The organism is Priestia sp. AB (assembly GCF_028369225.1).
Classification (GTDB): domain Bacteria; phylum Bacillota; class Bacilli; order Bacillales; family Bacillaceae_H; genus Priestia; species Priestia megaterium.
Genome location: NZ_JAQMYN010000004.1, coordinates 121,804 through 146,704, shown reverse-complemented (window position 1 = coordinate 146,704; position 24,901 = coordinate 121,804). Strand labels below are relative to the sequence as shown.

Annotated in this window: 28 protein-coding genes and 1 pseudogene; 20 read left to right on the top strand and 9 right to left on the bottom strand. The window is 38.8% G+C overall.

The window, feature by feature from the left end; translation table 11 throughout:
* Nucleotides 1-27 precede the first annotated feature (27 nt).
* The 3 genes from qoxB to qoxD are packed head-to-tail and all read left to right on the top strand — an operon-like array spanning nucleotide 28 to nucleotide 2,891.
* Nucleotides 28-1,971: a cytochrome aa3 quinol oxidase subunit I gene (gene qoxB / locus POF52_RS13745; protein ID WP_013083896.1), complete on the top strand. Its 1,944-nt coding sequence runs from the start codon at nucleotides 28-30 to the stop codon at nucleotides 1,969-1,971.
* On the top strand, nucleotides 1,971-2,579 hold the full coding sequence (gene qoxC, locus POF52_RS13740) for a cytochrome aa3 quinol oxidase subunit III (protein ID WP_013057825.1): 609 nt from the start codon (nucleotides 1,971-1,973) through the stop codon (nucleotides 2,577-2,579). The genes qoxB and qoxC overlap by 1 nt, the downstream gene beginning before the upstream one ends.
* A 3-nt stretch (nucleotides 2,580-2,582) precedes the next feature.
* Nucleotides 2,583-2,891: a cytochrome aa3 quinol oxidase subunit IV gene (gene qoxD / locus POF52_RS13735; RefSeq protein ID WP_013057824.1), complete on the top strand. Its 309-nt coding sequence runs from the start codon at nucleotides 2,583-2,585 to the stop codon at nucleotides 2,889-2,891.
* Nucleotides 2,892-2,920: 29 nt separating this feature from the next.
* Here qoxD and POF52_RS13730 read toward each other — a convergent pair whose 3' ends face one another.
* Complete coding sequence (locus tag POF52_RS13730; protein ID WP_013083895.1) at nucleotides 2,921-3,259, bottom strand: hypothetical protein; 339 nt, start codon at nucleotides 3,257-3,259, stop codon at nucleotides 2,921-2,923.
* Between the two features lies 1 nt (nucleotide 3,260).
* A complete protein-coding gene (locus tag POF52_RS13725) occupies nucleotides 3,261-4,040 on the bottom strand; it encodes an undecaprenyl-diphosphate phosphatase (RefSeq protein WP_013083894.1) in 780 nt (259 codons plus the stop codon).
* 185 nt (nucleotides 4,041-4,225) lie between these two features.
* On the opposite strand from POF52_RS13725, the gene POF52_RS13720 reads away from it, so the two are divergent.
* From POF52_RS13720 to POF52_RS13710, 3 genes are all read left to right on the top strand, one after another.
* Nucleotides 4,226-4,639: a hypothetical protein gene (locus tag POF52_RS13720; protein WP_271993175.1), complete on the top strand. Its 414-nt coding sequence runs from the start codon at nucleotides 4,226-4,228 to the stop codon at nucleotides 4,637-4,639.
* 101 nt (nucleotides 4,640-4,740) lie between these two features.
* On the top strand, nucleotides 4,741-5,283 hold the full coding sequence (locus POF52_RS13715) for a GNAT family N-acetyltransferase (RefSeq protein WP_013057820.1): 543 nt from the start codon (nucleotides 4,741-4,743) through the stop codon (nucleotides 5,281-5,283).
* Nucleotides 5,284-5,416: 133 nt separating this feature from the next.
* Nucleotides 5,417-6,244: an LCP family protein gene (locus POF52_RS13710; RefSeq protein WP_271993174.1), complete on the top strand. Its 828-nt coding sequence runs from the start codon at nucleotides 5,417-5,419 to the stop codon at nucleotides 6,242-6,244.
* A gap of 34 nt (nucleotides 6,245-6,278) precedes the next feature.
* On the opposite strand, the gene POF52_RS13705 is transcribed toward POF52_RS13710, so the two are convergent.
* A complete protein-coding gene (locus POF52_RS13705) occupies nucleotides 6,279-6,542 on the bottom strand; it encodes a hypothetical protein (RefSeq protein ID WP_013057818.1) in 264 nt (87 codons plus the stop codon).
* 413 nt (nucleotides 6,543-6,955) lie between these two features.
* On the opposite strand from POF52_RS13705, the gene hutI reads away from it, so the two are divergent.
* Nucleotides 6,956-8,233: an imidazolonepropionase gene (gene hutI, locus POF52_RS13700; protein WP_271993173.1), complete on the top strand. Its 1,278-nt coding sequence runs from the start codon at nucleotides 6,956-6,958 to the stop codon at nucleotides 8,231-8,233.
* A gap of 75 nt (nucleotides 8,234-8,308) precedes the next feature.
* Entirely contained in the window at nucleotides 8,309-8,683 is a 375-nt protein-coding gene (locus POF52_RS13695; RefSeq protein ID WP_013083889.1) for a DUF7674 family protein, read from the top strand.
* Nucleotides 8,684-8,730: 47 nt separating this feature from the next.
* Here POF52_RS13695 and POF52_RS13690 read toward each other — a convergent pair whose 3' ends face one another.
* A complete protein-coding gene (locus POF52_RS13690; RefSeq protein ID WP_013083888.1) occupies nucleotides 8,731-9,024 on the bottom strand; it encodes a DUF3817 domain-containing protein in 294 nt (97 codons plus the stop codon).
* 260 nt (nucleotides 9,025-9,284) lie between these two features.
* On the opposite strand from POF52_RS13690, the gene POF52_RS13685 reads away from it, so the two are divergent.
* The 4 genes from POF52_RS13685 to POF52_RS13670 all read left to right on the top strand — a co-directional run bounded on the left by POF52_RS13685 (nucleotide 9,285) and on the right by POF52_RS13670 (nucleotide 14,474).
* On the top strand, nucleotides 9,285-9,854 hold the full coding sequence (locus tag POF52_RS13685) for a TetR/AcrR family transcriptional regulator (protein WP_271993172.1): 570 nt from the start codon (nucleotides 9,285-9,287) through the stop codon (nucleotides 9,852-9,854).
* A gap of 39 nt (nucleotides 9,855-9,893) precedes the next feature.
* Entirely contained in the window at nucleotides 9,894-10,343 is a 450-nt protein-coding gene (locus tag POF52_RS13680; RefSeq protein ID WP_016764785.1) for a DUF6188 family protein, read from the top strand.
* A gap of 124 nt (nucleotides 10,344-10,467) precedes the next feature.
* Nucleotides 10,468-13,506 carry an efflux RND transporter permease subunit gene (locus tag POF52_RS13675; protein ID WP_271993171.1) on the top strand — a complete coding sequence of 1,013 codons (3,039 nt, stop codon included), beginning with the start codon at nucleotides 10,468-10,470 and terminating at the stop codon, nucleotides 13,504-13,506.
* 245 nt (nucleotides 13,507-13,751) lie between these two features.
* On the top strand, nucleotides 13,752-14,474 hold the full coding sequence (locus tag POF52_RS13670) for a GDSL-type esterase/lipase family protein (protein ID WP_034650680.1): 723 nt from the start codon (nucleotides 13,752-13,754) through the stop codon (nucleotides 14,472-14,474).
* 28 nt (nucleotides 14,475-14,502) lie between these two features.
* On the opposite strand, the pseudogene POF52_RS13665 reads toward POF52_RS13670, so the two are convergent.
* Nucleotides 14,503-15,543: pseudogene (locus POF52_RS13665) on the bottom strand (alkene reductase); the annotation flags it as partial.
* Nucleotides 15,544-15,717: 174 nt separating this feature from the next.
* Nucleotides 15,718-15,837 (bottom strand): DUF4023 domain-containing protein, encoded by a 120-nt coding sequence (locus POF52_RS13660; RefSeq protein WP_013057809.1) that lies wholly within the window; start codon nucleotides 15,835-15,837, stop codon nucleotides 15,718-15,720.
* 208 nt (nucleotides 15,838-16,045) lie between these two features.
* Here POF52_RS13660 and POF52_RS13655 point away from each other — a divergent pair, with 208 nt between their 5' ends.
* A complete protein-coding gene (locus POF52_RS13655; protein ID WP_013057808.1) occupies nucleotides 16,046-16,363 on the top strand; it encodes a hypothetical protein in 318 nt (105 codons plus the stop codon).
* Between the two features lie 94 nt (nucleotides 16,364-16,457).
* Here the strand turns inward: POF52_RS13655 and POF52_RS13650 are convergent, their stop codons facing one another.
* Nucleotides 16,458-17,645 carry a macrolide family glycosyltransferase gene (locus tag POF52_RS13650; protein WP_176584198.1) on the bottom strand — a complete coding sequence of 396 codons (1,188 nt, stop codon included), beginning with the start codon at nucleotides 17,643-17,645 and terminating at the stop codon, nucleotides 16,458-16,460.
* A gap of 219 nt (nucleotides 17,646-17,864) precedes the next feature.
* Between POF52_RS13650 and POF52_RS13645 the strand changes: the two genes are divergently transcribed.
* The gene (locus POF52_RS13645) at nucleotides 17,865-18,581 is read left to right on the top strand and encodes a CPBP family intramembrane glutamic endopeptidase (RefSeq protein ID WP_176584197.1); all 717 of its coding nucleotides are present in this window, start codon (nucleotides 17,865-17,867) and stop codon (nucleotides 18,579-18,581) included.
* Between the two features lie 67 nt (nucleotides 18,582-18,648).
* Here the strand turns inward: POF52_RS13645 and POF52_RS13640 are convergent, their stop codons facing one another.
* The gene (locus POF52_RS13640; protein ID WP_271993170.1) at nucleotides 18,649-19,710 is read right to left on the bottom strand and encodes a GerAB/ArcD/ProY family transporter; all 1,062 of its coding nucleotides are present in this window, start codon (nucleotides 19,708-19,710) and stop codon (nucleotides 18,649-18,651) included.
* A 470-nt stretch (nucleotides 19,711-20,180) separates the two neighbouring features.
* On the opposite strand from POF52_RS13640, the gene POF52_RS13635 reads away from it, so the two are divergent.
* From POF52_RS13635 to POF52_RS13620, 4 genes are all read left to right on the top strand, one after another.
* The gene (locus POF52_RS13635) at nucleotides 20,181-20,453 is read left to right on the top strand and encodes a hypothetical protein (protein ID WP_013083876.1); all 273 of its coding nucleotides are present in this window, start codon (nucleotides 20,181-20,183) and stop codon (nucleotides 20,451-20,453) included.
* Between the two features lie 84 nt (nucleotides 20,454-20,537).
* The gene (locus POF52_RS13630) at nucleotides 20,538-20,729 is read left to right on the top strand and encodes a hypothetical protein (RefSeq protein WP_014459359.1); all 192 of its coding nucleotides are present in this window, start codon (nucleotides 20,538-20,540) and stop codon (nucleotides 20,727-20,729) included.
* A 42-nt stretch (nucleotides 20,730-20,771) separates the two neighbouring features.
* Nucleotides 20,772-21,143 (top strand): hypothetical protein, encoded by a 372-nt coding sequence (locus POF52_RS13625; protein ID WP_013083874.1) that lies wholly within the window; start codon nucleotides 20,772-20,774, stop codon nucleotides 21,141-21,143.
* Nucleotides 21,144-21,187: 44 nt separating this feature from the next.
* Nucleotides 21,188-21,721 carry a GNAT family N-acetyltransferase gene (locus tag POF52_RS13620; RefSeq protein ID WP_013083873.1) on the top strand — a complete coding sequence of 178 codons (534 nt, stop codon included), beginning with the start codon at nucleotides 21,188-21,190 and terminating at the stop codon, nucleotides 21,719-21,721.
* A 184-nt stretch (nucleotides 21,722-21,905) separates the two neighbouring features.
* Here the strand turns inward: POF52_RS13620 and POF52_RS13615 are convergent, their stop codons facing one another.
* Nucleotides 21,906-22,655 carry a MerR family transcriptional regulator gene (locus POF52_RS13615; RefSeq protein WP_271993169.1) on the bottom strand — a complete coding sequence of 250 codons (750 nt, stop codon included), beginning with the start codon at nucleotides 22,653-22,655 and terminating at the stop codon, nucleotides 21,906-21,908.
* 158 nt (nucleotides 22,656-22,813) lie between these two features.
* On the opposite strand from POF52_RS13615, the gene POF52_RS13610 reads away from it, so the two are divergent.
* Both POF52_RS13610 and POF52_RS13605 read left to right on the top strand, forming a co-directional pair.
* Entirely contained in the window at nucleotides 22,814-23,266 is a 453-nt protein-coding gene (locus tag POF52_RS13610; protein ID WP_013083871.1) for a MarR family winged helix-turn-helix transcriptional regulator, read from the top strand.
* Nucleotides 23,267-23,288: 22 nt separating this feature from the next.
* Nucleotides 23,289-24,896: an MDR family MFS transporter gene (locus tag POF52_RS13605; protein ID WP_271993168.1), complete on the top strand. Its 1,608-nt coding sequence runs from the start codon at nucleotides 23,289-23,291 to the stop codon at nucleotides 24,894-24,896.
* The last annotated feature ends 5 nt before the right edge of the window (nucleotides 24,897-24,901 follow it).

Below are 24,901 nucleotides of genomic sequence, written 5' to 3'. Positions count from 1 at the left end.
ATAACGTAATGATTGGGGGAAGACATAATGAAGCTAGATGAATTTTTCGTCACTGGCGAACCTATGATTTACGCTGCTGACGCAGCAATCGCTATGACGGTCATCGGTATCGTTTTTGTCTTAACATATTTCAAGAAATGGAAATGGTTATGGACAGAATGGTTAACAACAGTTGACCATAAAAGACTCGGTGTCATGTACATCCTTTCAGCTGTATTAATGCTTTTCCGCGGCGGAATCGATGGAATCATGATGCGTATGCAGCTTGCATTCCCGGGTATGAACATTTTAGATGAACATCACTACAACGGAGTCTTCACGGCTCACGGTGTTATCATGATCTTATTCATGGCAATGCCATTTATTATCGGACTAATGAACGTAATCGTTCCATTACAAATTGGTGCGCGTGACGTAGCATATCCGTTCCTAAACGCAATTAGTTTCTGGACATTCTTTATGGGAGCAATGCTATTTAACCTTTCTTTCGTAATCGGAGGAGCTCCTGATGCAGGTTGGACAAGTTACTTCCCGCTTGCAGGTAAAGAATTCAGTGAAGGTATCGGTAATAACTTCTATGCCGTTTCACTACAGATTGCTGGTGCTGGTACATTAATGACTGGTATCAACTTCTTTGTAACAATCTTAAAAATGCGTGCCCCTGGCATGACAATGATGAAAATGCCAATGTTTACTTGGTCAATCTTCATCACATCAATTATTATTATTTTCGCGTTCCCTGTATTAACAGTAGCGCTTGCACTTATGACACTTGACCGTGTATTCGGAACAGCCTTCTTTACAATGGCTAACGGCGGTCTTCCAATGATGTGGGCTAACTTATTCTGGATTTGGGGTCACCCTGAAGTATATATCGTTATTTTACCGGTATTCGGTGTCTTCTCAGAAGTTATCAGTACACATTCTCGTAAGAACTTATTCGGTTATAAAGCAATGGTTGTATCAATGGTCGGTATCGCATTCTTAAGTTACCTTGTATGGGTGCATCACTTCTTTACAATGGGTAACTCACCGTCAGTTAACTCGTTCTTCTCAATTACAACGATGTTAATCGCCGTACCAACCGGAGTTAAAATCTTTAACTGGCTCTTTACAATGTATAAAGGCCGTATCAAATTTACGACTGCGATGCTTTGGTCATTAGCGTTTATTCCAAACTTCGTAATCGGTGGGGTAACAGGGGTTATGCTTGCGATGGCATCAGCCGATTATCAATATCATAACAGTTACTTCCTAATCGCTCACTTCCACTATGTATTAATCTCTGGTACAGTGTTTGGCTGTTTCGCAGGTTTATACTTCTGGTATCCAAAGATTTTCGGTCACACGTTGAACGAAAAATTAGGAAAAATTTCATTCTGGATTTTTGTTGTTGGATTTAACGTATGTTTCTTCCCACAATTCTTCCTAGGTTTAGACGGTATGACTCGTCGTATGCAAACTTATGCAGACAACCTTGGCTGGAACGGATTAAACTTAGTTTCAACAATTGGTGCATTCTTAATGGGTCTTGGCTTCTTCGTATTAGTAGTTAACTTATTATACAGTGCATGGAAAAACAAACGCGACACTGCAAACGATCCTTGGGATGGTCGTACACTTGAGTGGTGGACTAAATCACCAGTTCAAGCTTACAACTTTGCAGTAATTCCTCATGTGAAAGAAATGGATGCATTCTGGCACATGAAAAAACGTAATGAAACAGAAATTAAAGCAGAAGACTTAAAACCAATTCACTTACCAAGCAACTCTGGTGTGCCGTTTATCTCAGGTATTTTCTGGTTTATCGGTGGATTTGGCTTAGTGTTTGAATGGATTCCAATGGCAATCGTTGGATTAGCAGGTATTTTTGCTTGTATGCTTGCTCGTTCATTTGATTATGATCCGGGCTTCTATGTAAAAGTAGATGAAATCAAGAAGGTTGAAGGAATTACAGGGGGTGACAAATAATGGCAGGACATTTAGATAAATCATTGCCGTTAGAATACCAAGAAGAACAAAGTCGCCTGAATATCCTTGGATTCTGGATTTTCTTAGGTGCCGAGATCGCGTTGTTCTCTACGCTGTTCGTAACGTACTTAACGTACCATACGCGTACAGCGGGTGGCCCTACTGCAGAAGAACTGTTCGTTGTTAAAGATTTTATGATCGAAACGCTGTTATTACTATTCAGTAGTTTCACGATGGGAATTGCCATCTTTAAAATGCGTAATAATGATTTAAAAGGACTTTTAGTTTGGTTCGTGATTACGCTTGTCCTTGGTGGAGGATTCCTTTTCTACGAAATTCGTGAGTTTTACATGTACGCAGTTCACGAAGGTGCAACAATGCAAACAAGTGCCTTCTTATCAGGGTTCTTTACACTACTTGGAACGCACGGTCTTCACGTAACAGTCGGTGTATTCTGGGCAATCAGTATTATTATTCAATTAGTAAGACGAGGATTAACACCAGTTACTGCTCGTAAAGTATTTATTATCGGTTTATACTGGCATTTCCTTGATGTTGTATGGATCTTCATCTTCACGCTTGTATACTTGAACGGATTGGTGGGATAAGACATGGAAAATAAACAAGGCCAAAAAGCAGGTTTTCCGCTTAGTCATGTATTTGGGCTTATCCTTTCACTAGCCTTAACATTCGCAGCGCTTGGTTTAGTAGTGCTAGCTGATCTATCAAGAAGCATTACGATGACTCTTATCATGATCCTAGCATTATTACAAGCAGCAATGCAGCTAGTAATGTTCATGCACATGACTGAAAGTGAAAATGGTAAAGTACAGGTTGCAAATATTCTTTACAGTTTCTTTATTGCACTTTGTATCGTTGTTGGTACACTGTGGATTCTTGCAGCTCACTTTAACCATTAAAAATAAAACCACTTACTTCGGTAAGTGGTTTATTTTTTTTCATTCAGTTTATATTTCAACGTTTGATACTCTCCCGTGGGAACTTTTTTTACTACTTTTCCTTTATCATCTCTATAAACATTTACTTGTTCGTACACTTCAATTCGGTATCCGCCTCTTTTTTCTGTTTTAACATGAACTTCTTTGACCGACATGTTTAATTGTTCCGCCTCGTCTTCATCTGCAGAGGTTTCAACAGCTCCTCCATCAAGTGAAAGGTGAGATAGACTGTTAAACGACTGCTGGGAATTGTTATCAACATAGCTTGTCACGACTAAAATGCCGGCAAAAAACAATACTAAAAAAAGCGTCCGGACTTTCATCTTCATCTTAAAACACCCCCGTAAACTGACAAATCAGCACGACTGCACCTAATATCCAAACGTAAATTGCAAACGTTTTTAATGAATGATGCTTTAAATAATTGATCATCCATTTTACCGCTACATAACCAAATAAAGCAGATGAAAGGGTGGCGACGAATAAAAAGAAAACGGAAAGCTGCTCGACTTCACCTGTGACTACATCTTTTAACTGAAGTAACACCGCTCCGCAAATGGCGGGAGTCGACAATAAAAATGAAAAGTAAGCGGCTGTTTCACGGTCTAATTTTCGCATTAACGCAGCTACCATGGTTAAACCAGATCGAGATACAGCAGGGAATATCGCAGCTGCTTGAAATGAGCCGATAAAAAAGGCATCTCCGTATGAAATATGATCCATTTTTTTATAGCCATTTTTTACGGAATCACCAAACCATAACAGCAGTCCTGTCGCAAGAAATTCCCAGCCGATCGTTAAGCCGGATTTAGAAATACTGTCAAAATAGTCTTTGAACAAAAGACCAATCGCAACTGCAGGGATCGTTCCCATCACTAAAAGCCCTGTAAGCTTGCTAAAGGGATGACGAATAATATGCCATAGCTCACGCTTATAAAAGACAAATACAGCAAGCAGAGTGCCCATATGCAGCATCGTATCTAGATACAATCCTGCATCGTCTAAGCCAAATAAGTGGCGCCCTAAATACAAATGCCCCGTGCTGCTTATCGGTAAAAACTCTGTAAGCCCTTGAATGATTCCCAAAATAAATGCTTCAAACCACGACATCTTATCACCTCATACAGCGTGTCCTTATTAGTAGTGTATAGAGGAAGTTCTGAGAACATGACAAAAACATGGAAGTATAGGCATTCATTTAGTGAAATAAATACATAAAAATAGGTCATAGTATAAGAAGAGACGACCATTCTTATCTCCATCTCATCCACAATGAATGGAAAGAGGTGCTAAAAATGATGCGAAAATGGGTGGCTGTATGCGTCGTATTCGCTGCTTTTATTTTTCCGCAGGCAGTAAGTGCTGAACAGCCAAAAGTAGAGATATTTCAAATTGAAACGGGCAGAGTCGTTCGTTCAACGCTCAAACCTCCAAATGTTCAAAAAGAAGCTGAAAAAAGTATTGCGTCCATTACTGGTTTATATAAAAAGGCAAGTCCGCTTCCTAAAAAAGGCTATCTTGTTAAAGTACCTCTTGATCCAGCCGTAAAAATTGAAAATAGTGCGGTCAACACGCTGGCAAGTGAAGTTATTTTTGTTCTTGAGCCGAACCAAAAGCCAATCATGATGGTATTTGACAATGAAAATAGAACCTATTTTTTTGAATTCACTCATGATTTAACTCTTCTCAGAAAAGCATTACAGCTATAAGTCATCGAAATGATGGCTTTTTTTTACATAGACAGTTGACAGTTTATTATGATAAATGTAATATATTTAGAAAAGTCAGAAATAATAAGGGGGAGAATTATGTGATAGCTCTACGACCGTTCTCCAAAAAAGACTTTAAACAGCTAATGGATTGGATTCCCTCCGAGTCATTTATGGTGCAATGGAGCGGCTCTAGCTTTTCTTTTCCGCTTACTCCTAGACAGTTAAAACACTACATTCGATATGCAAATGAAGATGGTGCTTCTACCTATGCTTTTTCCGTCATAGATGAAAATGAACAGCTTATTGGGCATATTTCTCTTGCTCATATTGATTATTATCATAAAACAGGAAGAATTGGCCGAGTGCTGCTTGGTGAAAAGTATAGAGGAAAAGGGCTTTGCTCGCACATGTTTGAAAAAGTGTTAGCTTTCGGTTTTGAAGAACTGGGTCTTCACCGAATTTCGCTCGGCGTCTTTGATTTTAACGAGCGGGCGATTCAGTCCTATGAACGAATTGGCTTTACACGCGAAGGACTTCTTCGAGATGTCCGGCTTGTAGATGGACAGTACTGGAGCTTAATTGAAATGAGTATGTTAGAAAGTGAATGGGCACAGCGTGATGTGCATCAAAAATCAAGCTAAAATCTACTAGTGAAAAGCCAGCTTCTCAACAAGCAGGCTTTTTTGACGTGTGCTTAAATTTCTCTAAAAAGGTATAAATTTTCATTCATTAAGGCATATAGAGAGTAAGTGACGTGTAAAGGAGACCGTATGAATGAAAAAATACAAAATAGGGATCTTAGCGGCATGTATTTTGCTTTTAGGAACCGCTGGATTTGGAATTGCCTATCAACAGGAAACATCTGCTAAAGAGCAGCCTCACTCGTTTAATGTACTGGTTATGGGCGTAGATGAAAGGCCAGGAGATACAGGCCGCTCAGATGTATTAATGGTGGTCAACTTAGATACGAGCCACAATAAAGCAAAAGTTATGCCGATCCCTAGAGATACGCGCGTGCACATTGATGGAAAAGGAACGGATGAGAAAATTAATCATGCTTATCGATACGGAGGCATTCCTTTAACCGTGCGCACGGTTGAGAACTTCTTAGATATCGATGTCGATTATTATGTGAAAGTAAATATGGAAGGCTTTAAAGATGTAGTAGATGAACTTGGCGGAGTATACGTTAAGAACCCGTTTCCTTTTGTGTTTGATTCATTTATCTTTCCTGAAGGAGAAAATGCGTTGAACGGCGAAAAAGCTCTTGCCTATGTGCGGATGAGACACGAAGATCCAAAAGGAGATTTAGGTAGAAATAATCGCCAGCGCCAAGTAGTGGAAGCTCTATTAGATAAAGGAATGAACATGTCAACGGTGAAAAACATTCCAAGTCTCCTCACGCTTGTAAAGAAGCATATTCGAACGAATATTGATGTCAGCGATGCATTTACGATGTATAACGTTATTAAGAAGGGCCGGCCTGATTTCGAAACGGTAACCGTAAAAGGAGAAGGACAACTGGTAGATGGTACATGGTATTATGTTGTCAAACCATCTGAAAAAAAACAGCTGAGCGCTATGTTTCAACAAACCCATTAATAAGAAAGAGGACTGAAGAAACTCAGCCCTCTTTTTATTCACCAATTTCTTCTTGACGCTGCAAGCAGGAAATTTGTTTTTTCTCTGGATGGACACCAAATGTATAACCCCACGTTTGCAATTTATCTAGAATGATTTCGTCTTTTTTAAAGCCAAAGATCATCACTACATCTTGGTTTTCATCTAAAAGCAAATACTTTTCATCTTTGCGCCACATCGTTAAGTTTGACGCATAGAAAAGATTCCAGCCGTTATTCATGCGATGACCGGTTGCTTGGTTTTTATAGTTGACAATCATATTTCTTCCTCCATTAGTGAATCTTTCTAAATGTAAAACTTCAAAGAATATTATAAACGTTCTATTCCTAGAAATCTATTATTTATCCTGTTGAGGGGAAAGCGCCGTGATATTTATAAAATACATGTGATAAAAGATTTAGTATATAGGGATATATTTGGATAAAACGAGAATTAATAAGTAATAAAACGGAGAAAAGAAGGGTCTAAAAGCGTATATAATTGAAAAAATTATAAGTTATATAGCTTTAAAGACTTAAAAACACGCTTTTCAGACCATGGACATGCTTTTTCAAATTTCTACCTACAAGAAAGAAGGCAGAGGTGCGAAATGTGTAGGTGAATCTAAATGAGTTTACGGTAAACATGAGGCCCCAAAACGTGGTACACGCTAGAAAAGGGGGAAATTCAACGATGTCAAAAAAAGCGCTATGGATTAAAAATGCTTCGCAAGTTGTAACGGCCAAAGAAAATAAAGGGCCTTTAGCTGGAAAAGAAATGAGAAACTTAACGGTGATTGAAAATGGCTCAGTCTGGATAGAAGGAGATCAAATTGTGACCGTAGGTACAACAAAAGAGCTAGAACAAAAATATGAAAGGGAAAGAAATGACGCAACGATTATTGATGCTTCTCATAAAATTGTGACTCCGGGTCTGATTGATCCCCATACACACGCTGTGTACGCTGGCTCGCGTGAAGAAGAATTTTATAGGCGGTTTGAAAGGCCAACTTCTCACTTGGATTTATTAGAAGAAGGTGGAGGTATTCACTCCACTGTCGTTCAAACACAGGAAGAGTATGCGTACCGGATTTATCAGCAGAGCTATGAGCGTCTTACGTCTTTTCTAGCTCACGGAGTCACAACTATAGAAGTGAAAAGCGGGTATGGCTTAGAACTAGAAACAGAACTAAAGCAGCTGCAAATCGCTAAAATGCTGAATGATACGCACGCAGTTGATGTAGTAAGTACCTTTTTAGGCGCACACGTCGTACCTCTTATATATAAAAAAGATACGCAGAAATACGTCAATTTACTTATTCACGAAATGATTCCTCAAATTTCTTCTTATAAGCTTGCAGCATTTAATGATGCTGTATGTCTTCCAAATGCTTTTTCATTCAAACAATGTCAAGACATACTAGAAGCCGGGAAAAGCCATGGCATGCTTCCTAAAATACATGCCGACCCCTTTGAATACTGCCGAGGAGCGGAGCTCGCAGCAGAGGTAGGAGCGATATCAGCAGATTATCTTTTGTATGCTTCTGATGAAGGATTAAAGAAACTGGCTGAAAAGCGGATCGTAGCGACACTTTTACCGGGGAATTCCTTATTTGTTGGAATGAAATGGCCAGATGCTAGAAAAATGATCGATTTAGGAGTGCCGGTTACTCTTTCTACAGACTGCAATCCTGGTTCATCTCCAACGACTTCACAGCAATTTGTGATGAACCTGGCATGTATGAATATGAACATGAGTCCTGAAGAAGTGCTTGTAGCCACAACTATTAACGCAGCTCATGCTATTAATCAAGGAGATAAGATTGGGAGTATTGAAGCCGGAAAACAGGCTGACTTAGCGATTTTTAATGTCCCTAGTTATCGAACCCTTCAATATCAGTATGGCTTAAATCATATTGACTGCGTAGTGAAAAAAGGAGAAGTAGTTGTAGAAAACGGAAAAGTTTTGTAAAACAAGTTTATAGAAAAAGAGAAAAGGGTAAAGAATAGAGAATTCGTCACACATGCAAAGGCAGGGAATTTAGATATGATTACAAAACAAAATGTTATTCCATTACTAAAAGAAGCTTGCCCATCTTTTGAACCAAGCGAAGAAGTGGACCTCAACGATAAAGACGAGCTGCAGCATGAATTAAGCCGTGTTGCGGGTCATTTAATCTCTCTTGAATATAACGGCCAGCTCCAGCGTGAACCGGACGTATTTGAAGCGATTGAACAGCTGTATATAGAAGGTGAAGCTGATGTGAAAGAAGCTGTTACAACGGGACTCTTTCAAGCAATGCATGAAATGATTATAGATCAGCAAATTAGCCCAGAAGAAATTGGAATGCTATTAAAACCTCACTCACTGAAGTGGTGGAAAACGATTGACCATTTTAGCGAAAACAGTGGTGGACAGTAAGGAAAAAGAACGTCATGGAAACATGATGTCCGTGACGTTCTTTTCTTTTACTGTTCTTTTTTCAGCTGTCTCTCTAAAATAAAAGGACCAAATGGAATAACCGACATAAGAAATGCAAATAAAGAGCGGCCGATTGACCATTTATGCGCGAATTTTACATGAACTACTGCAAGAGCGTACAGCACAAAAAGTGCACCGTGTGCTGCGCCTACAACTGATACAGCTTCTGGTATGCCTGCTGCATATTTTAGCGGCATAGCAATGCCAAGCAGCAGTAAAAATGAAATTCCTTCTAAAATTCCTACTAAACGCAGGCGACCGATTGGTGATGTAAGAACCATGTTTTCTCCTCCCGTAACGACGGAATAAATTTCTGTATCAATGACAAAAATGTACCATAGCGAGCTCTTCATATACAAGCATCATTTGTATCTGTCACAAAAAAGTCGAAAACGCTTTAATTTGCTCTATAGAAGTGTTTTGTTTAAAAAACTGACATACTCTTATGATGCAAGGGATAAAAGAGCACACTACGTGTTGACAAGTTATTTTAATTATTTTATATGTATAGTATCGAAAACGTATGAGAGGATTTTTTACCATGACAAACCGAAAACAGCAGAGAGAGAAAATTTTAGATGCTGCTTTTGAAGTGTTCGGATCCAAAGGCTACTATGAAGCAAAAATGATTGATATTGCTAAACTAGCGGGTGTATCTAAAGGAACGCTTTACTTGTACTTTTCGTCTAAAGAGTCGCTTTATGTCGCTGTGAACAATCGTTCGTTTGATGAGTTTTTGTATCATGCAAAGCGAAGAACGGATGAATGCCAAACTTTTCATGAAAAGCTGTATTCAATTGCGAAGCATCATCTGCTCTTTTTTTACGAAACTAAAAAATATCCCGACTCTTTTTGGCAAGCCCCTCACCAAATGCCAGAAATGATGGGTCGTCTTCATCAATTTTTTGAGGATTATCACGGGCTTGTTGCTAAATTGATTGAAGAGCAGAAAATAAAAAATGCTTTTTTACACTCAAAAGCGTTTTGCAGCATGTTAAATGGGTATAGGATGGATATCGTTTCCGATGATGATATAACAGAAGAAGATATCATGAACTATGCGGAGTTCATTGTGAACTTATACATTGAAGGCTGCTACTTTGAGACCTAAAAATGACTCGTCGGTACTGGTTGATAATGGAGGGATATGATGAATACCAGCAGCACAGTAATTAATTTTTCATATTTTCAAGAACAAACCGTTACCAAGGTTAATACAGACAATACCCTGCCGTTTTCTCTTGGATTTAGTAAAGGTGGACTTGTGGCAGAATGTCCATGGAGACTAAAAAACAAACGCAGCATCTTGCTTGGTCAAGCGGACTGGAAATCGCTACATTCTGCCGAGCAGCGTCAGCAAGTCGAAGCACTGCTGCTTGGCCAGCACATTATCTCTATACAGTGGTATGAAGATATCGGTATACTTCGAATTACATTTTCTAATGGGTATGCGCTAGATATGTTTCACGACAGCTCTTTTTTTGAAGGTTGGGATTTATATGGTCAAGACGGCTTTTCCTTTATCTCGCTGCCAGGGGGAGCATGTGACCATCAAATTTCAGTTTTTATAGAGAGTTCATCAGCACATGAAAGGAGGTGAGTTTTTTTGCGAAAAACTGACCCGTGGGTACTCTAATGTTGTTATAAAAAATAAAACGGGTCTGGAGCAGCTAGTAAAGGACGAGGGCTTCTCAAATAACTTAGTTACGTAACGGAGGAAAAAGATGAATTTTTTGACGCGATTTAGTTTAAAAAATGCGGTAGCTGTGTTTATCGTATCGTTTTTACTTATTTTAGCGGGGCTATATTCATTTTCAAAACTAAAAATTGATTTACTGCCGAATATTGAATTTCCGCAGCTGTCCATTGAAGCCACTTATCCTGGAGCTTCCCCTGATGATGTAAATGAAAGCGTCACATCAAAAATCGAAGACCAAGTGAAAGGAATTGAAGGCGTTAAAAGCGTACAAAGCGTATCGTACGAAAACGTCGGTATTATTAATTTAGAATTCCCGTTTAATACGGATTTAGATAAAGTTGAACAGCAAATTAACTCGTCGATAAAAGAGTTAGATTTACCAGAATCATCAAATATAGACGTAAACCGTTTTTCATTTGGTTCATTCCCGATTTTCAACATTTCACTGTTTGCGAAAGATGATGCAAATCTTGAAAAAGTATTAAATGATGAAGTGATTCCTGAATTAAATAAAATTCAAGGTATTAACTCCGTATCGGTTGGCGGCGTTAAAGAGGACCTTTTACAAATTACGGTCAATAAAGAAAAAGCAGCACAAGCTGGCTTAACGCTTGATGAGATGAAAGAACAAATTGATCAAAAAGCTGTTTCATTCCCAGCAGGAACATTAAACGGCAAAGAGCTTCAAATTCCAGTGCGAGTAGAAGAAAAAGTTGCAACGATCGATGCTTTAAAGACAATCCAGCTGAAGTCCACGCTGAACCCTGAAGCAAAGCCTATTACACTTGGCGATATTGCCAAAGTTGAAGCCGTAACAGAACAAGGTGAATATACACGCTATGACGGCAAAGACGCACTGTCGATGGCCATCACGAAAAAACAAGATGCTAACACGGTTGAAGTGGCTAATGAAACGATGAAAATTTTGAAGAAATATGACGATCAGTTAGACTATGCAATCGGCTTTGACTCAGCTGATGGCATTGAAAAGTCTGTTGAAACTTTAGTACGCGAAGGATTGCTCGGAGCATTATTTGCGTCACTTGCCGTGCTGATTTTCTTGCGTAACTTTCGCGCTACAATCATTGCGATTATATCGATTCCATTATCGCTGCTAGTATCAGCTATTTTCTTAAACCAGCTTGATATTTCACTTAACATTATGACACTAGGCGGAATGGCTGTAGCCGTTGGGCGCGTAGTGGATGACAGTATTGTTGTGATTGAAAATATTTTTAGACGCGTTCGCCGTTCAGAAGAAGGCATGAGCAACGAGCTTGTCGAATCGTCCACAAAAGAGATTTTAAAAGCTATCACCTCGTCTACGATTACAACGGTTGTCGTATTCTTGCCAATCGGTTTTGTAGGAGGAATTACAGGAGAGTTCTTCTTGCCGTTTGCCTTAACAGTTGTTTTTTCACTGTTAGCTTCTCTTCTTGTAGCGATTACAATCGTGCCGATTTTAGCAAAGTTTGCATTTAAAAAAGTACCGCCTGAAGAAAAAGAAGGAAAGCTGCAGCGCGGATATGCAAAAGCGATTGCATGGTCGCTTAATCATAAAATCAAAATTTTAATTTTATCCTTTATTTTACTGTTTGGCTCATTTGCACTTGTTCCTTCACTTGGCTTTACGTTTATTCCAAATGAAGAACAAAAAATGCTTCAGGCCAACGTTCAATTACCGGCATCTACATCACTTGAAAAAACAAACGATGTATCTTTAAAAATTGAAAAGATGTTTGCGGATCAAAATGAAATTTCAGATGTGACTACGGAAGTTGGATCACGCGACTTTTCAACAGGTGTAAAACGCTCAAACCAAGTTGGCTATTTCTTGAACGTAAAAGAAGGCGTGAATGTTGATACGTTTATTGATAAAGTTCAAAAGAAAATGGAAAGCATCACGAAAGAAGAATCACCGAAAGCAACAGTTAATGTACAAGAAGCATCAACAGGAGGGCCTCCTACAAATAATAACGTAACCGTTGATTTATATTCTTCTAATTTAGATGACTTGCAAAAGGCAGCTAAGCAAGTGGAAAACCACTTAAACAAAGACAAACGTCTTAAATATGTAACAAATAACTTCTCAGATAAGCAAAAGCAGCTTGTAGTAGAAGTAGATCCTGATAAAGCCGCAGAGTACGGAGTATCTGGATTTCGGCTGCTTGGTACAATCTCCGACCAAACCAAACCGGTATCCGTCGGAGACTTAAAATTAGATAATACAAAACGAGCGGTTCAGCTTTCGTACGATAAAGACCTTAGTTCAGTAAAAGAAATTAAAGATCTTCAAGTATTTACAGAACGAGGACCTGTGTTAGTAAAAGATATTGCTGACGTTCGTACAATTGATACGTTCACTTCTATTCAAAAGCTTGACGGCAAAGTATTTGCGCGAGTGGAAGCAGACATTAAAGGCGATGATGTTCAAGCTGTGACCAAAGATGTTGTAGATGAAGTGAAAAAGTTAGACTTGCCAAAAGATGTGAGCTTGGACGGTGGAGGCGGAAGCGATGAGACAGTGGAAGTCTTCCAATCTCTAGGTCTAGCTATTTTAACAGCAATCGGTCTTGTGTATTTAACGATGCTCGTTACGTTTGGAAAAGCGCGTATTCCATTTATCATTTTATCGTCACTCATTTTTGTGCCAATCGGTTCGTTAGTTGGTCTAGTCCTTGCAAAAGAACCGCTGTCTGTCAGCGTAATGATTGGGTTCTTAATGCTGATTGGAATTGTTACAACAAACGCGATTGTGCTTGTAGATCGAATTACCCAAAATCGTGAACAAAAAGGCATGACGATCCGCGAATCCCTTATTGAAGCTGGGAAAACGCGCTTGCGTCCAATTTTAATGACGGCATTTGCTACCATTGCCGCATTAATTCCGCTGGCGCTTACTACATCAAGCGGAACGCTGATTTCAAAAGGCTTAGCTATCACGGTAATCGGAGGGCTTGCTTCATCTACCGTTCTTACCTTAATTATTATTCCAGTGGTATACGAACTCTTCTTCGCAAAGCAAGTGAAAAGAGAAAAGCAGCTGGAAAAAGAAACGACATAAGAACTATTTTCTAATAGAGGAAAATATGACCATAGACTATATGTTATAATAAAAGTACGTTTTAACCCCTTATATTATAGAAAAAGAAGCGGCGCTTTCGAGCGCCGCTTCTTTTTTATATAAAATCATTATTTACAAAAAATGATTAAATGTCTTGTATGGAGGGAAAGAGTGTTAACAGGAAGCTTTACTATATCATCGTAGAGTTATCTAAAAAACATACAAAGTACAGGAGTGTCGTTTTCGTGAGTTCAACAAAGAAAGTTGTATTTATCAGTTCCATTATTTTAAATGTCCTTTTCCTAGGTGTTTTTGCTTTTTATGCCACAAGCAGCAGCGCAATGAAAAATCCGCTGTCATCTAAGGATTCGTCTAAGCAAAGCTATAGGGATAATCCTTATTACATTGAACGGACCACTTTGTTTAAGCAATTAAGTATTCCTAAAGAGTCAATCGTATTTCTCGGTGATAGCATTACCCAGCGCTCTGAATGGAGCGAACTTTTTCATAATAAGCAGATTGTCAATCGAGGCGTAGCTGATGATACAACAGAAGGGGTATTGCATCGTCTAAAAAGTATTACAGATGCTAAGCCAAAAAAGATTTTCTTAATGATTGGCATTAACGATTTAAACGAGCAAAAATCTGTAAAAAAAACCAAAGCCAATTATACTGAAATTCTTGAACGTATTCATAAAGAATCACCGAATACAAAAGTCTACGTTCAAAGTGTACTGCCCGTGAACAATAAAAAATGCGGCGACGCAGTGGACAATAAAGATGTTATCGCATTAAATAACTATTTAGAGCGTCTAGCTAAGAAACACAACGATTCTTACATTGATCTGTATTCAAAAGTATCTACACATAATCAGTTAAAAAGTAATTTCACGGTTGATGGTCTTCATTTAAAAGGCCAAGGCTATGCTATTTGGAAACAAGAGGTTCAGGCATACGTAAACCAGTAAAAAAAGCGCTCCGGAAGGAGCGCTTTTTTTAGATAAGCTCTGGTAAATGTTTTTTAGCATCGTATTCGACAAGAGACTCACCGTTTTTAATGCGCTGTAAATAATCAGGATTTGAAATCAGCGGGCGGCCAATAGCAGCTACGTCGATCCAGCCGGCTTGAAGCGCTTTTTCAGCTGATTCAGGCGTCAAGTCACCTACACCGATAATCGGTCCATCCCAGTACTTACGCGTAATTTCATAAAGATTTTGACCGTTTTGAACATCTTCATAAAAATCCAGCATAGACGGATGGATGATCTCAATTCCTGTTTCTTTAAATGCTTCTGTATACGTTTGAATAGCTTTTTCAGTATCATCCCAGCGGTAGTCTGGTTTATCAAGCTTATGAGGAGAGAAGCGAATCACAACGCGCTCTTTTCCAATGGCGTCGATAACAGCGGAAATCACTTCTTTCATAAACGTTAATCGCTGTGCAAGGCCGCCTCCGTATTCATCAGTGCGTTTATTAGACCAGTCTGAATTAAACTGATCAATCAAATAGCCGTGAGCACCGTGAATTTCAACGCCGTCAAATCCTGCTTCAATGGCATTTTTAGCGGCTTGGGCATACTGTCCTACAACTTCTTTAATATCTTCTTTCGACATTTCTTCAGGCTCTTCATAGGGCTTGCGGAAACGAGGCACTTGGCCTTGTGCTGCAATAGCGGAAGGGGCCTGAGGCTTATGCCCATTGATTAACCCGGAATGACTCAAGCGGCCAACGTGCCAAATTTGAGCGATAATCGTGCCGCCTTCTTCATGAACAGCTTCTGTTACAAGCTTCCATGAATCAATTTGTTCTTGGGTATAGATACCCGGAACGCCAGGATTTCCTTTTGCGCGTTCGCTGATAACAATTCCTTCACTAATAATTAAGCCAATACCATCCTTTGCGCGGCGGCGGTAATAGTCTACAACGTCTTGACCGACTACGCCTGTCTCTGGATCAGCAAAGCATCTTGTCATCGGTGCCATTGCTGTACGAGTGTGTAAATCAAATGCTTCAATGTTTGTTGGTTGGAACAGTTTTTCAAATTTACTCATTTTATATTCAGCTCCTTAAGAGGAAAGTATAGCTGCGAACGTTTTGCAGCGGGTTCAGTTTATTGTAACAGGGGATTTGTTTTATCTTCAAACATTTCGACTTCCGAAAAAAGTTCAAAAAAAAAAAGCCGGCTGTCTTTACAGCCAACTTTTACAACATTAATGCTGTTTGTTAGGAAGTTTTTTCTCAGGATGCCCAGTAGCTTGCCCCTGCTTATTTTTACGCTGCTTTTCTTGATTATCGTTCAGCTTTTGAACAAATTCATTTGTGTTTTCCATATTATCTAAACCTCCTTTATGAGCTTTCCTTGTTACTATAACCCATTGCACTCAAAAACATGACGCCAATCCGCTAAAAGCCGCTCCATATATACACCGGTATATAGAAATTAATAGGAAAATCGTGTATACTGTTGTAAAAATAATGTTAATGTTTCGTGAGTTTATAATTTCTTATTCATTCATGAACAAGAAAAGGTGTTACGCAATGAGTGATTTTTTTAGCGGGAAAGAAATGTCGTTTATTTTAATTTTGACATTCAGCGTGTACATATTTGTCTGGAATGTGCCCCTTCAGGCGACAAATGCCATGATGATCTACTTTATCCTGCTGTTTTTGTATACAGTCAGTAAGCTGCTTTTTTCTCCTCAGTTCCGACAATTTCCGCTTGTTAAGGTGCTATTGGCCATTTTATTCGTTCTTATGCTGGCTGAAATAATCGTTGCTTACAGCACTCATAGCATAAAGATTACAGATTTAAATCATATTTTCGATTATTTCAGTCATATGGATTTGTATTCATAAGTTTTTTAGCCGTCATTTTGCTAATCATTGGCGTATATACAGTTTGTACATAGCTGGTTTAATGAAAAAAGGTGCACAAATGTGCACCTTTTCTTTATGAATATTGCTTCACTACGTGATTTACTATTTTTTCGGCTGCAGCGGCGGGGCCAGCTGCCTGTTCGAAACTTACGTTGATTTCTTTTATCCCTTTCTTGTAGCGGTCGTCATGTATGACTTCGTCAACTGCATTCCTTAAAAGAGAAGCATTTACCGTTTCTTTTGCTAAGCGATACCCGGCGTTTAGTTCCACGAGCCTTTGAGCGACGAGAGGCTGATCTTTCCCATGAGGTAAAACGACTAACGGTACGTTAAAATGAATACTTTCATTTACGCTGTTCATACCTCCGTGCGTAATAAAAACATCAGCTTCTTTTAACACGTCAAGCTGGGGAACATAGGGTGAAATAAGAAAATGCTCTGGTGCTTTTTTTATCTTTTTAAAATCAGCTCGGTCTCCTGCTGCAATCACAACTTTGCCTTCAAAGTCGCTAAATGCGTCGATGCAAAGGTTGAAAAAGCCTTCTACATCATGAAGCACCGTTCCCATTGAAATATAAAGAACTTTTTCGTCTTTCAGCTTTTCTAGCGGAAAATCATGAGAGCCGTGACGCTTTGGAAAGCTTGGCCCAATAAATAAACACGAGTCATCAAAATGTTCATGAAGCGGCTGAAAAAAGCGGCTTGTATATACGACCGTTAATTCGCCTTCATTGTTCATAAATTGAAGCAGATTTTTAGGTTCTACCCCAAACTGATTTTTTAGCAAGCTGAGCCCGTACTGAGCTTTTTCGTCAGGTTTAAATGGAACGCCTGAATCCGGATGCAGAGGCATCATTGCTAAGTGTTCTTTTGGCATTAAAAAAGAAGCGGATGATACTATCCCGGGAATCCGCAAATAATCACGCACTAATTCGCCCGCTCCAAACTTGTCGTAAAACACAAAGTCAAAGTCAATTTTTTTTGATAACGTATGAACAAGCTTCAGCGTATCTAAAGACGTTTGGATGTGGATATTTAAAAAAGCGTTGATTCCTTGAGGAGTTTCAGGCTTGATGGATACACCGCTTAATAAGTCTGGTTGAGTGTGTACGATAGCCCCGGCATTTTCAAGACGCTCTTTAAAACGCTCGGCCGTAATGTAATGAACGGTATCACCTCGGTCTGAAAAAGCTTTTACCATTCCAAGCGTTGGGTTTACGTGACCTTCAGCGGGAAAGTTGATCATTAATATGTTTGCCATTTTTTCACTTCACTTTCGGTAAGATTTCTTCAAGCGTAATCAAATATAAGGAAGTTGACAACTAATTTGGTTAGCGCATTTATCTCTTGAAGCCCTGCCTTTGTGTATAAAATGTGAAAAAATATAACTTTTTTCCTAAAAAATAACATCATTAAGCGGAAGTTATGGTAGAATTTTGAGAGCACTAGAGAGAAAGAATCATTTTTGGAGGTTACTATTTTGAGTACGTTATCAACAAATTCAGAACCAGTTTTAAAGCCTAAAAAGAAAAAAGAGTTTACTTACTTCACGCTGATTCTATTTATCGTGTTGGGCTTTGGACTGCAGATTATAGCTGGAATTGGAGTAGCTATTTACGATGAAGTTACGGGTTCAAATATGACGGGAATTTTATTAGAAGGACCATATGCTCTGCTGGTAGACGCGGCGTTTTTTCTAGGCGTTGCCGTGCTGTACAGGCCTGTGCGCAGATTTTTAAAGCCTATGTGGAACTTCTCAGTATTAAAAGAAAGAAAAACGTATGTATATATTGCAGTAGGCTTTTTAATTGTAGCCGCGGTGCAGTACGTGATGCTCTCATTTTTAAGTTTAGAAAGCGCAGATCAGCAGCAAAAGGATTTAAATCAAGGCAGTTTTAATCAAACCCTGCTTTCGAGCTGGATATTTTTTATAAGTGTAGCAGTCATTACGCCTATTAAGGAAGAGCTGCTTTACCGGGGTGTTTTATGTGGCTTTTTAACTAAACGTCATCATGTGCTTGTAGGCATTTTCGTTTCTGCTCTTGTATTCGGTCTTTTACATATTGGTTTCCCAATTACAGCTACTGTAATGGGACTTGTTTTTGCCATTATTTATTATCGAACAAAATCTATTTTCCCATCTATGATTTTACATATGCTGTGGAATGGATTAGTGAGTATAACTGTATTCTTTTAAAAGCCGCTTAAGCGGCTTTTTTATTTGGATAAAGACGCGGAATGCTTTACACGAATTTTCCCAACAATTAATAATCCAAGAGGGTAAATAGTCCAAATAACAGACTGTACGGAATCCACGTATCTCTGTCCCACGTTTGTTCATATGGAATGCTTGGATACACGATAAGTGAAAATGTAACGGCAATCACGCCCAGCGGAAGAGTTAAAATTCGGTAGTTTTTTAATTCAAGAATTTGAGCGAGTCCGGAAACGGTCGCATAATAGTAGAGAGACGTTTTGAAATAAAGAGATAAAAACCACATAATGGCCATGATTACTTCAATGTTTTTCAGAAAATCGGCCACTTCGATACGCCTTGCAAGTTCATAGCTTGGATATAAAGCGATACGTGTATACGTATTTCCAAGTACAAGAATGCCAAGCAATAAAATAATAATCATAATGCCTCCACCGATTAAGCTTCCTGTAAAAAAAGCGCGATTTCGCTGATCAGGTTCCGCTACGTGAGCAGGGAAAACGGTCAGCAATACAATAAAAGTGAGAGACGTAATACTTGTAAAGACCAGAATAGATCTGATAATAGGTTTAACGCCTACCTCTAACAACGGCTGTAAATTCTCATAATGAATTTGAGGAAAGATCGAAAAAACTAAGATTAAAAACGGAATAACAAACCAAGGGAAGAGAATTTCAGCACAGCGGGCAATCGTTTCAATGCCAAGCCAAACGCCGACAGTCACAATTCCCATAAATAAAATATGAACAGCAAGCATAGGCGTTTGAATAATAATGCGAGTTGTTAGAAACGAGCCCACGTAAAACAAAACTTGACTGCAAAAAAGAAGAGTAGAAGCGACAAATAAAAGAGAGACAAACTTTCCTAGCCACTTGCCTAAAATGGCTTCGTTGAGTTCTATCAGGGTTTTATTCGGGTAAAGGCTAGAGAGTTTGATATACATCCATACAAGTAAAACGCCTACACCTACACCTAAAATAGCTGGAATCCATGCCTCTTGTTTAGAATCAGCCGTTAAGCTTCCAGGCACGACTAAAATAGTGTCGCCTAAACTATAAAAAATGACGAGTATTCGAAACTGTGCTGCGGATAATTTCATCTGACTATGCACGTTGTTCACTTCCTTTTACTTCAACAGACTGAACAAAAAATCACTAAAAGGCTTTAATAAAAAAGCAATGCCGTCCCCGGGGTTGGGGATTTCCACACCGCCGTATTTTAAACTAACAATCAACATACTTACTGTGAACAAACTCCAAAAAATCCGCTTTTCTCTTTTACTTTTCACTTTTTTAAATAAGGTATTTCTACTAAACAAACCGCTGCACAAAGTAAAAAAATCCCTAAAAATATAAGCATGTATCAACCTCAATTAGTAACCCTTCAAAAATAATAAAGGGATGTTAAAGACGCCTGTGTTTCAAAAATAGTATCACCCAAGATGGCTTCATTTATGAAAAGTAAGACTAAAGGCAGTGCAAAACCGTGTTATAATGACCAAGTTAAGCGTTATAATAGAGAAAAAACAGCATGATTACAAACAAGTAGATACATAACAAGATAAGGATGGGAGAGAGATAGATGGCAGACGAATTCAAAAAAATGCTAGATGACAAAGAAAAGGTACAGCTTATGATCGCAGCCGTTGTCATGCTCGGAGGCCTGGTTGTTTTGTTAAAAAGCGTTGCAACGGGTCAGGCAATGGGCCAAAGATGGCTAGAAAGTAAAGGGAATGTAGACACAGATCTGTATGTTGAAACGGTAAAAAGCTACATACACCTGTATCAAATTGTGGGTGGCGTCATGTTTGGAGGAGGCCTTCTCACGTTACTTCGTGCTAAGATAAAGAAATAAAGCGGCAGCAAAATAAAAGATCATAGTCCAAAAGAAGTATCATATCTTTTTAATAACTTAAAAAATAGTGAAAAGGAGTTATGTATGAATAATGAAGAAAATACACCGGCTTATCATCTGTTTATGATGATAGGAGCGCTTGCTATGCTGATTTTTGGTGTTGTCGGTTTCTTTATTCAGTATCCTGCTACGTTAAGTTTTGTGATGTGTATTGGCGGAAGTATTATATTTTTGCTGCATTTATTTGAATATATGAAACCTAAAAATGAACTATAGCATCTTCAAATGAGGAAATCTAGAAGCAAAGGAAGATGAGAAATGCAGAAACATCGTACGTACGAAACGCTAGTTGATCTTTATCAAAAAAGCGCAAAAATTCATTATGAAATCGATTATCGAGATAAAAAATCTGTAAAAAAAGGAAACCGAGCTGCAGAAGATATGAAAAAAATTGCGCAGCTCATTCATTTATACTATCCAGGCATGCTGTTTGAATTTTCAACGCTGCTGACGAATCCTACTTATCGGATTGACCTATGGGCTGCACATCATATTTTAGAAATTATGAGCTATTCACCAATGCTTGAGGACAACGCGCTTTCCGTCATTGAACGCTACGCCGATGAAAATGATTTTACGGCTTTAGGAAATCGCATGTGGTTAGGTCAGTGGAGAGAAAAACAGCGCTAAAACCCATATAGGCAAACAAGAATAACTAAAAGGAAGATAGGTATATGAGTTTACGTACATTAAAGAATGGTATAGGCGTCACCATTCGAGAAGCAGAATCAAAAGATGCAGAGAAAATGATTGCTTTTTACAATCGAGTGGGAGGAGAAAGTGATTTTCTTTCATTTGGAAAAGGGGAGTTTCTTAGACCTGTTTCAGAATATGAAGTGTTTTTAGCTTCTGTAAAACAAGAGCAAAATTCTCTTATAGTCGTGGCTGAAAAAGAAGAAGAAATCATTAGTATTGCATCCATCACCTCTTCCCAAAACCCGCGTAATAAGCATGTGGGTACCCTTGGTATCGTGGTAGAGAAATCTTATAGCGGGCTAGGGTTAGGAAGACAGCTAATGATTGAGCTGATTGAATGGGCACGTATGAATAAACAAACAAAAAAAATCGAACTTGTGACGCGAGAAGATAATCAAAGAGCTATTTCTTTATACAAGCAGCTAGGGTTTCAAATAGAAGGATTAAAAGAAAAAGACACCTATATAAATGGCGTGTACTATAATACAATGCTTATGGGGCTTCATTTATAAAAAGAGGCTGGAACAAAAGTAGTTTCGTTAAAGGAAGATCCGAACGATGAATCGAGATTCTTGATGGAGAATCAACGTCGTTCGGATTTTTTTATGCTTGCTCTGTAACAAGCAGTTCAGCCCATGTATCCAATCTATTTATCTTTAGATTAGAATGATTTAGTTATACCTAAATCTCTTTTGTTTATTGTTTGTTAGCATCAGCAAATGCACTCATCGCCTCGCTCATGAATTTCGCTAATCCTTTTCCGTAGCGATTGATGTTAGTTGTAAATCGCTCATCTTGCACATACATTTCTCCAAGACCTTTAAAGGCTTCTAATGAATACGTTCCAAAGTTCTCATTTAAAAATTGATACCATGTCGCAATAGCTTTTTGAGCTTCTGTAGAGGATGGTGACAGATCACGAAGCGAAGCTAAGTGAGTGTAGATAATTTCCCATTCGTTTGACATGTGCTGCTGTTCTTCTTGTGAGAAGCTTTGTATTTTTTCATTCGCTTCATCTACCCGCTGGTTTCCCCAGCGCTTCCGTGCTTCTTCTTCGTATGGGTTATGCGAAAAATCCAGTCCGTTAAACCGCTCTTTTTCGTTCATTTCAATCGCTCCTTCTTCATATTGAATCGTTTTATTAATGGTTACAATCATTTGATCGAGCCGACTGCGTTTTTCAATCAGCATGTTTTTTTGCAGTATCAACGCTTCTATGCGATTAAACGTCGGTTCTGTTATAATCTCGTGAATTTGTTTTAAAGGGAAGCCAAGTTCTTTAAAAAATAATATTTGCTGAAGCATATCGAGATTAGCCGGTGAATAAAGCCGATAGCCGGATTCACTAACGACATCAGGTTTTAATAGCCCGATTTCGTCATAGTGATGCAGCGTGCGGACGCTGATTCCTACTAAGTCAGCAACCTCTTTTACTTTTCTGTTCATTCTTTCATCTCCCTTCTGAAATCTACTATAAAATATAACGCAGCGTAAGGGTCAATACTAAAAAAGAAATAATTGACTTTTAGTTTATATGCATTTATATTTAATTAGCATTAACTATTTATAACATGAAATAAATAAGCAAGCCTGGAGGAATAGATGTGACAAAAAGCAATCAGTATCTTGGAGAGATTCGTTCATCGCTTCAAGTGCTATTTGAAAAAATGCAGCCCGAAATAATGGAGAGTCTAAATGAGCATGAGATGACTCCTACGCAATTATTTGTTCTTTCTTATTTAAAGAAAGTAGGGAGCAGTAAGGTTTCTCAAATTGCAGAGCTAATGGATGTCAAACCGAGCGCCGTGACTCTTTTAGTGGATCGTCTCGAACAACACAATTTTGTTGTAAGAGAACATAATAAAGAGGACAGACGAGTCGTTGATATTACCTTAACGGAATTTGGGCATCGCAAGCTTGAAGATGTGCTGAATGGTCGAAAAGCCATTATGGACCGCTACCTTTTGCATTTAACAGAAGAAGAGCTTTCTATGATGGCTTCTATTACGAAAAAGCTTGCAACGTCAGCTGCTTCTTATAAAGATAAGCAGCAGTAACAAAAAAGAGGAGAGACACACGATGGAAAATCAAAAAAATTCAAAGCGCACGCTCTTATTAATTGGGTTAATTATTGCGATGTTCTTTTCTGCACTTGATGGAACCATTGTCGGAACAGCTATGCCAAGAATTGTAGGAGATCTTGGTGGATTGAGCATGATGACATGGCTGACAACAGCCTATTTATTAACGTCGACAACGGTTGTTCCGATTGCAGGGAAACTCGCTGATTTAGTAGGACGCAGAGTAATTTATGTTACAGGACTTATTATTTTTATGGTCGCTTCTGCTCTATGTGGAATGGCAAATAACATGACAGAGCTTATTTTATTCCGTGCATTACAAGGAATTGGCGGCGGCGTTATGATGCCGATGGCAATGATTGTAATCGGTGATTTATTTACAGGAAAAGCACGAGCTAAGTTTCAAGGAGTATTCGGAGGAATTTACGGTCTTGCTTCTGTCATCGGTCCACAAATTGGCGGATGGATTGTTGATTCACTGAACTGGAAATGGGTGTTTTACATCAACTTGCCGGTAGGGATACTCGCTACCGTTTTTATTGCACTGGGACTTCAAGGAAAGAAACATACGGGACCTGTTAAATTTGATGTAGCCGGTATGTTGACAATGGTTATCGGAGTAGTGAGCTTGCTTCTTGCCCTGAGCTTTGGAGGAAAAGACTACGACTGGAACTCATGGCAAATTATTAGTCTATTTACACTTGCTGTTGTTGGGGTCATAAGCTTTATCATTGTGGAAACGAAAGCGAAAGAGCCGATTCTTCCGATGTATTTATTTAAGAACCGAACGTTTACGCTTTTAAATATCATTGGCTTTTTTATGAGCATCGGCATGTTCGGAGCCATTACGTTTGTTCCGTTCTTTATGCAAGGAATCGTTGGAGTCAGCGCCTCGGAATCCGGTACCATTATGACACCGATGATGATTTCAATGATTGTAACAAGTATTATTGGAGGGCAGCTTGTTTATAAAGTTGGAATCAAGCCTCAAATTGTTACGGGTATGCTCATTATGGCAGGAGGGTTCTTCTTGTTAACAACATTAGACCTGCACACTAGCAAGCTTGTTGCTACTTCTTATATGGCCATAATCGGTTTAGGAATGGGTCTTGTAATGCCAATTTTAACACTTGCTCTTCAAGAGAGCTTTTCAAAAGAAGAGCTCGGTGTGGTTACATCATCAAGTCAATTTTTCCGTTCAATTGGAGGAACGTTCGGTATTACGATCTTAGGAGCAGTAATGAATGCAAAATCAGGTACGCTTCTTAGTGACAAACTCGTTCCATATTTAAACACATTGCCTGCTCAAGCAAGTGCTTTTGCAGACGGGTTTAAAAAAGCGATTGATACGAATCCTGAAAGTGTGTTGCAGATGCTGTTTAGCCCTGAGGCGCTAAAGAGTATTCCAGCTGCGCTTTCAGACAGCATTGTGCCAATTTTGAAGACCTCGCTAATGAGCGCATTGCACAGCGTCTTTTTCATGGGCTTAGCTTTTATTATTTTAGGAGCGGTATGCACATTGTTCTTAAGGCAGATCAAGCTTTCAAATAAAAAAGCGGAAGAAAAACCAGAAGAAGGCATTGTTGAAGTAGAGCCATCACATTAAAAAAA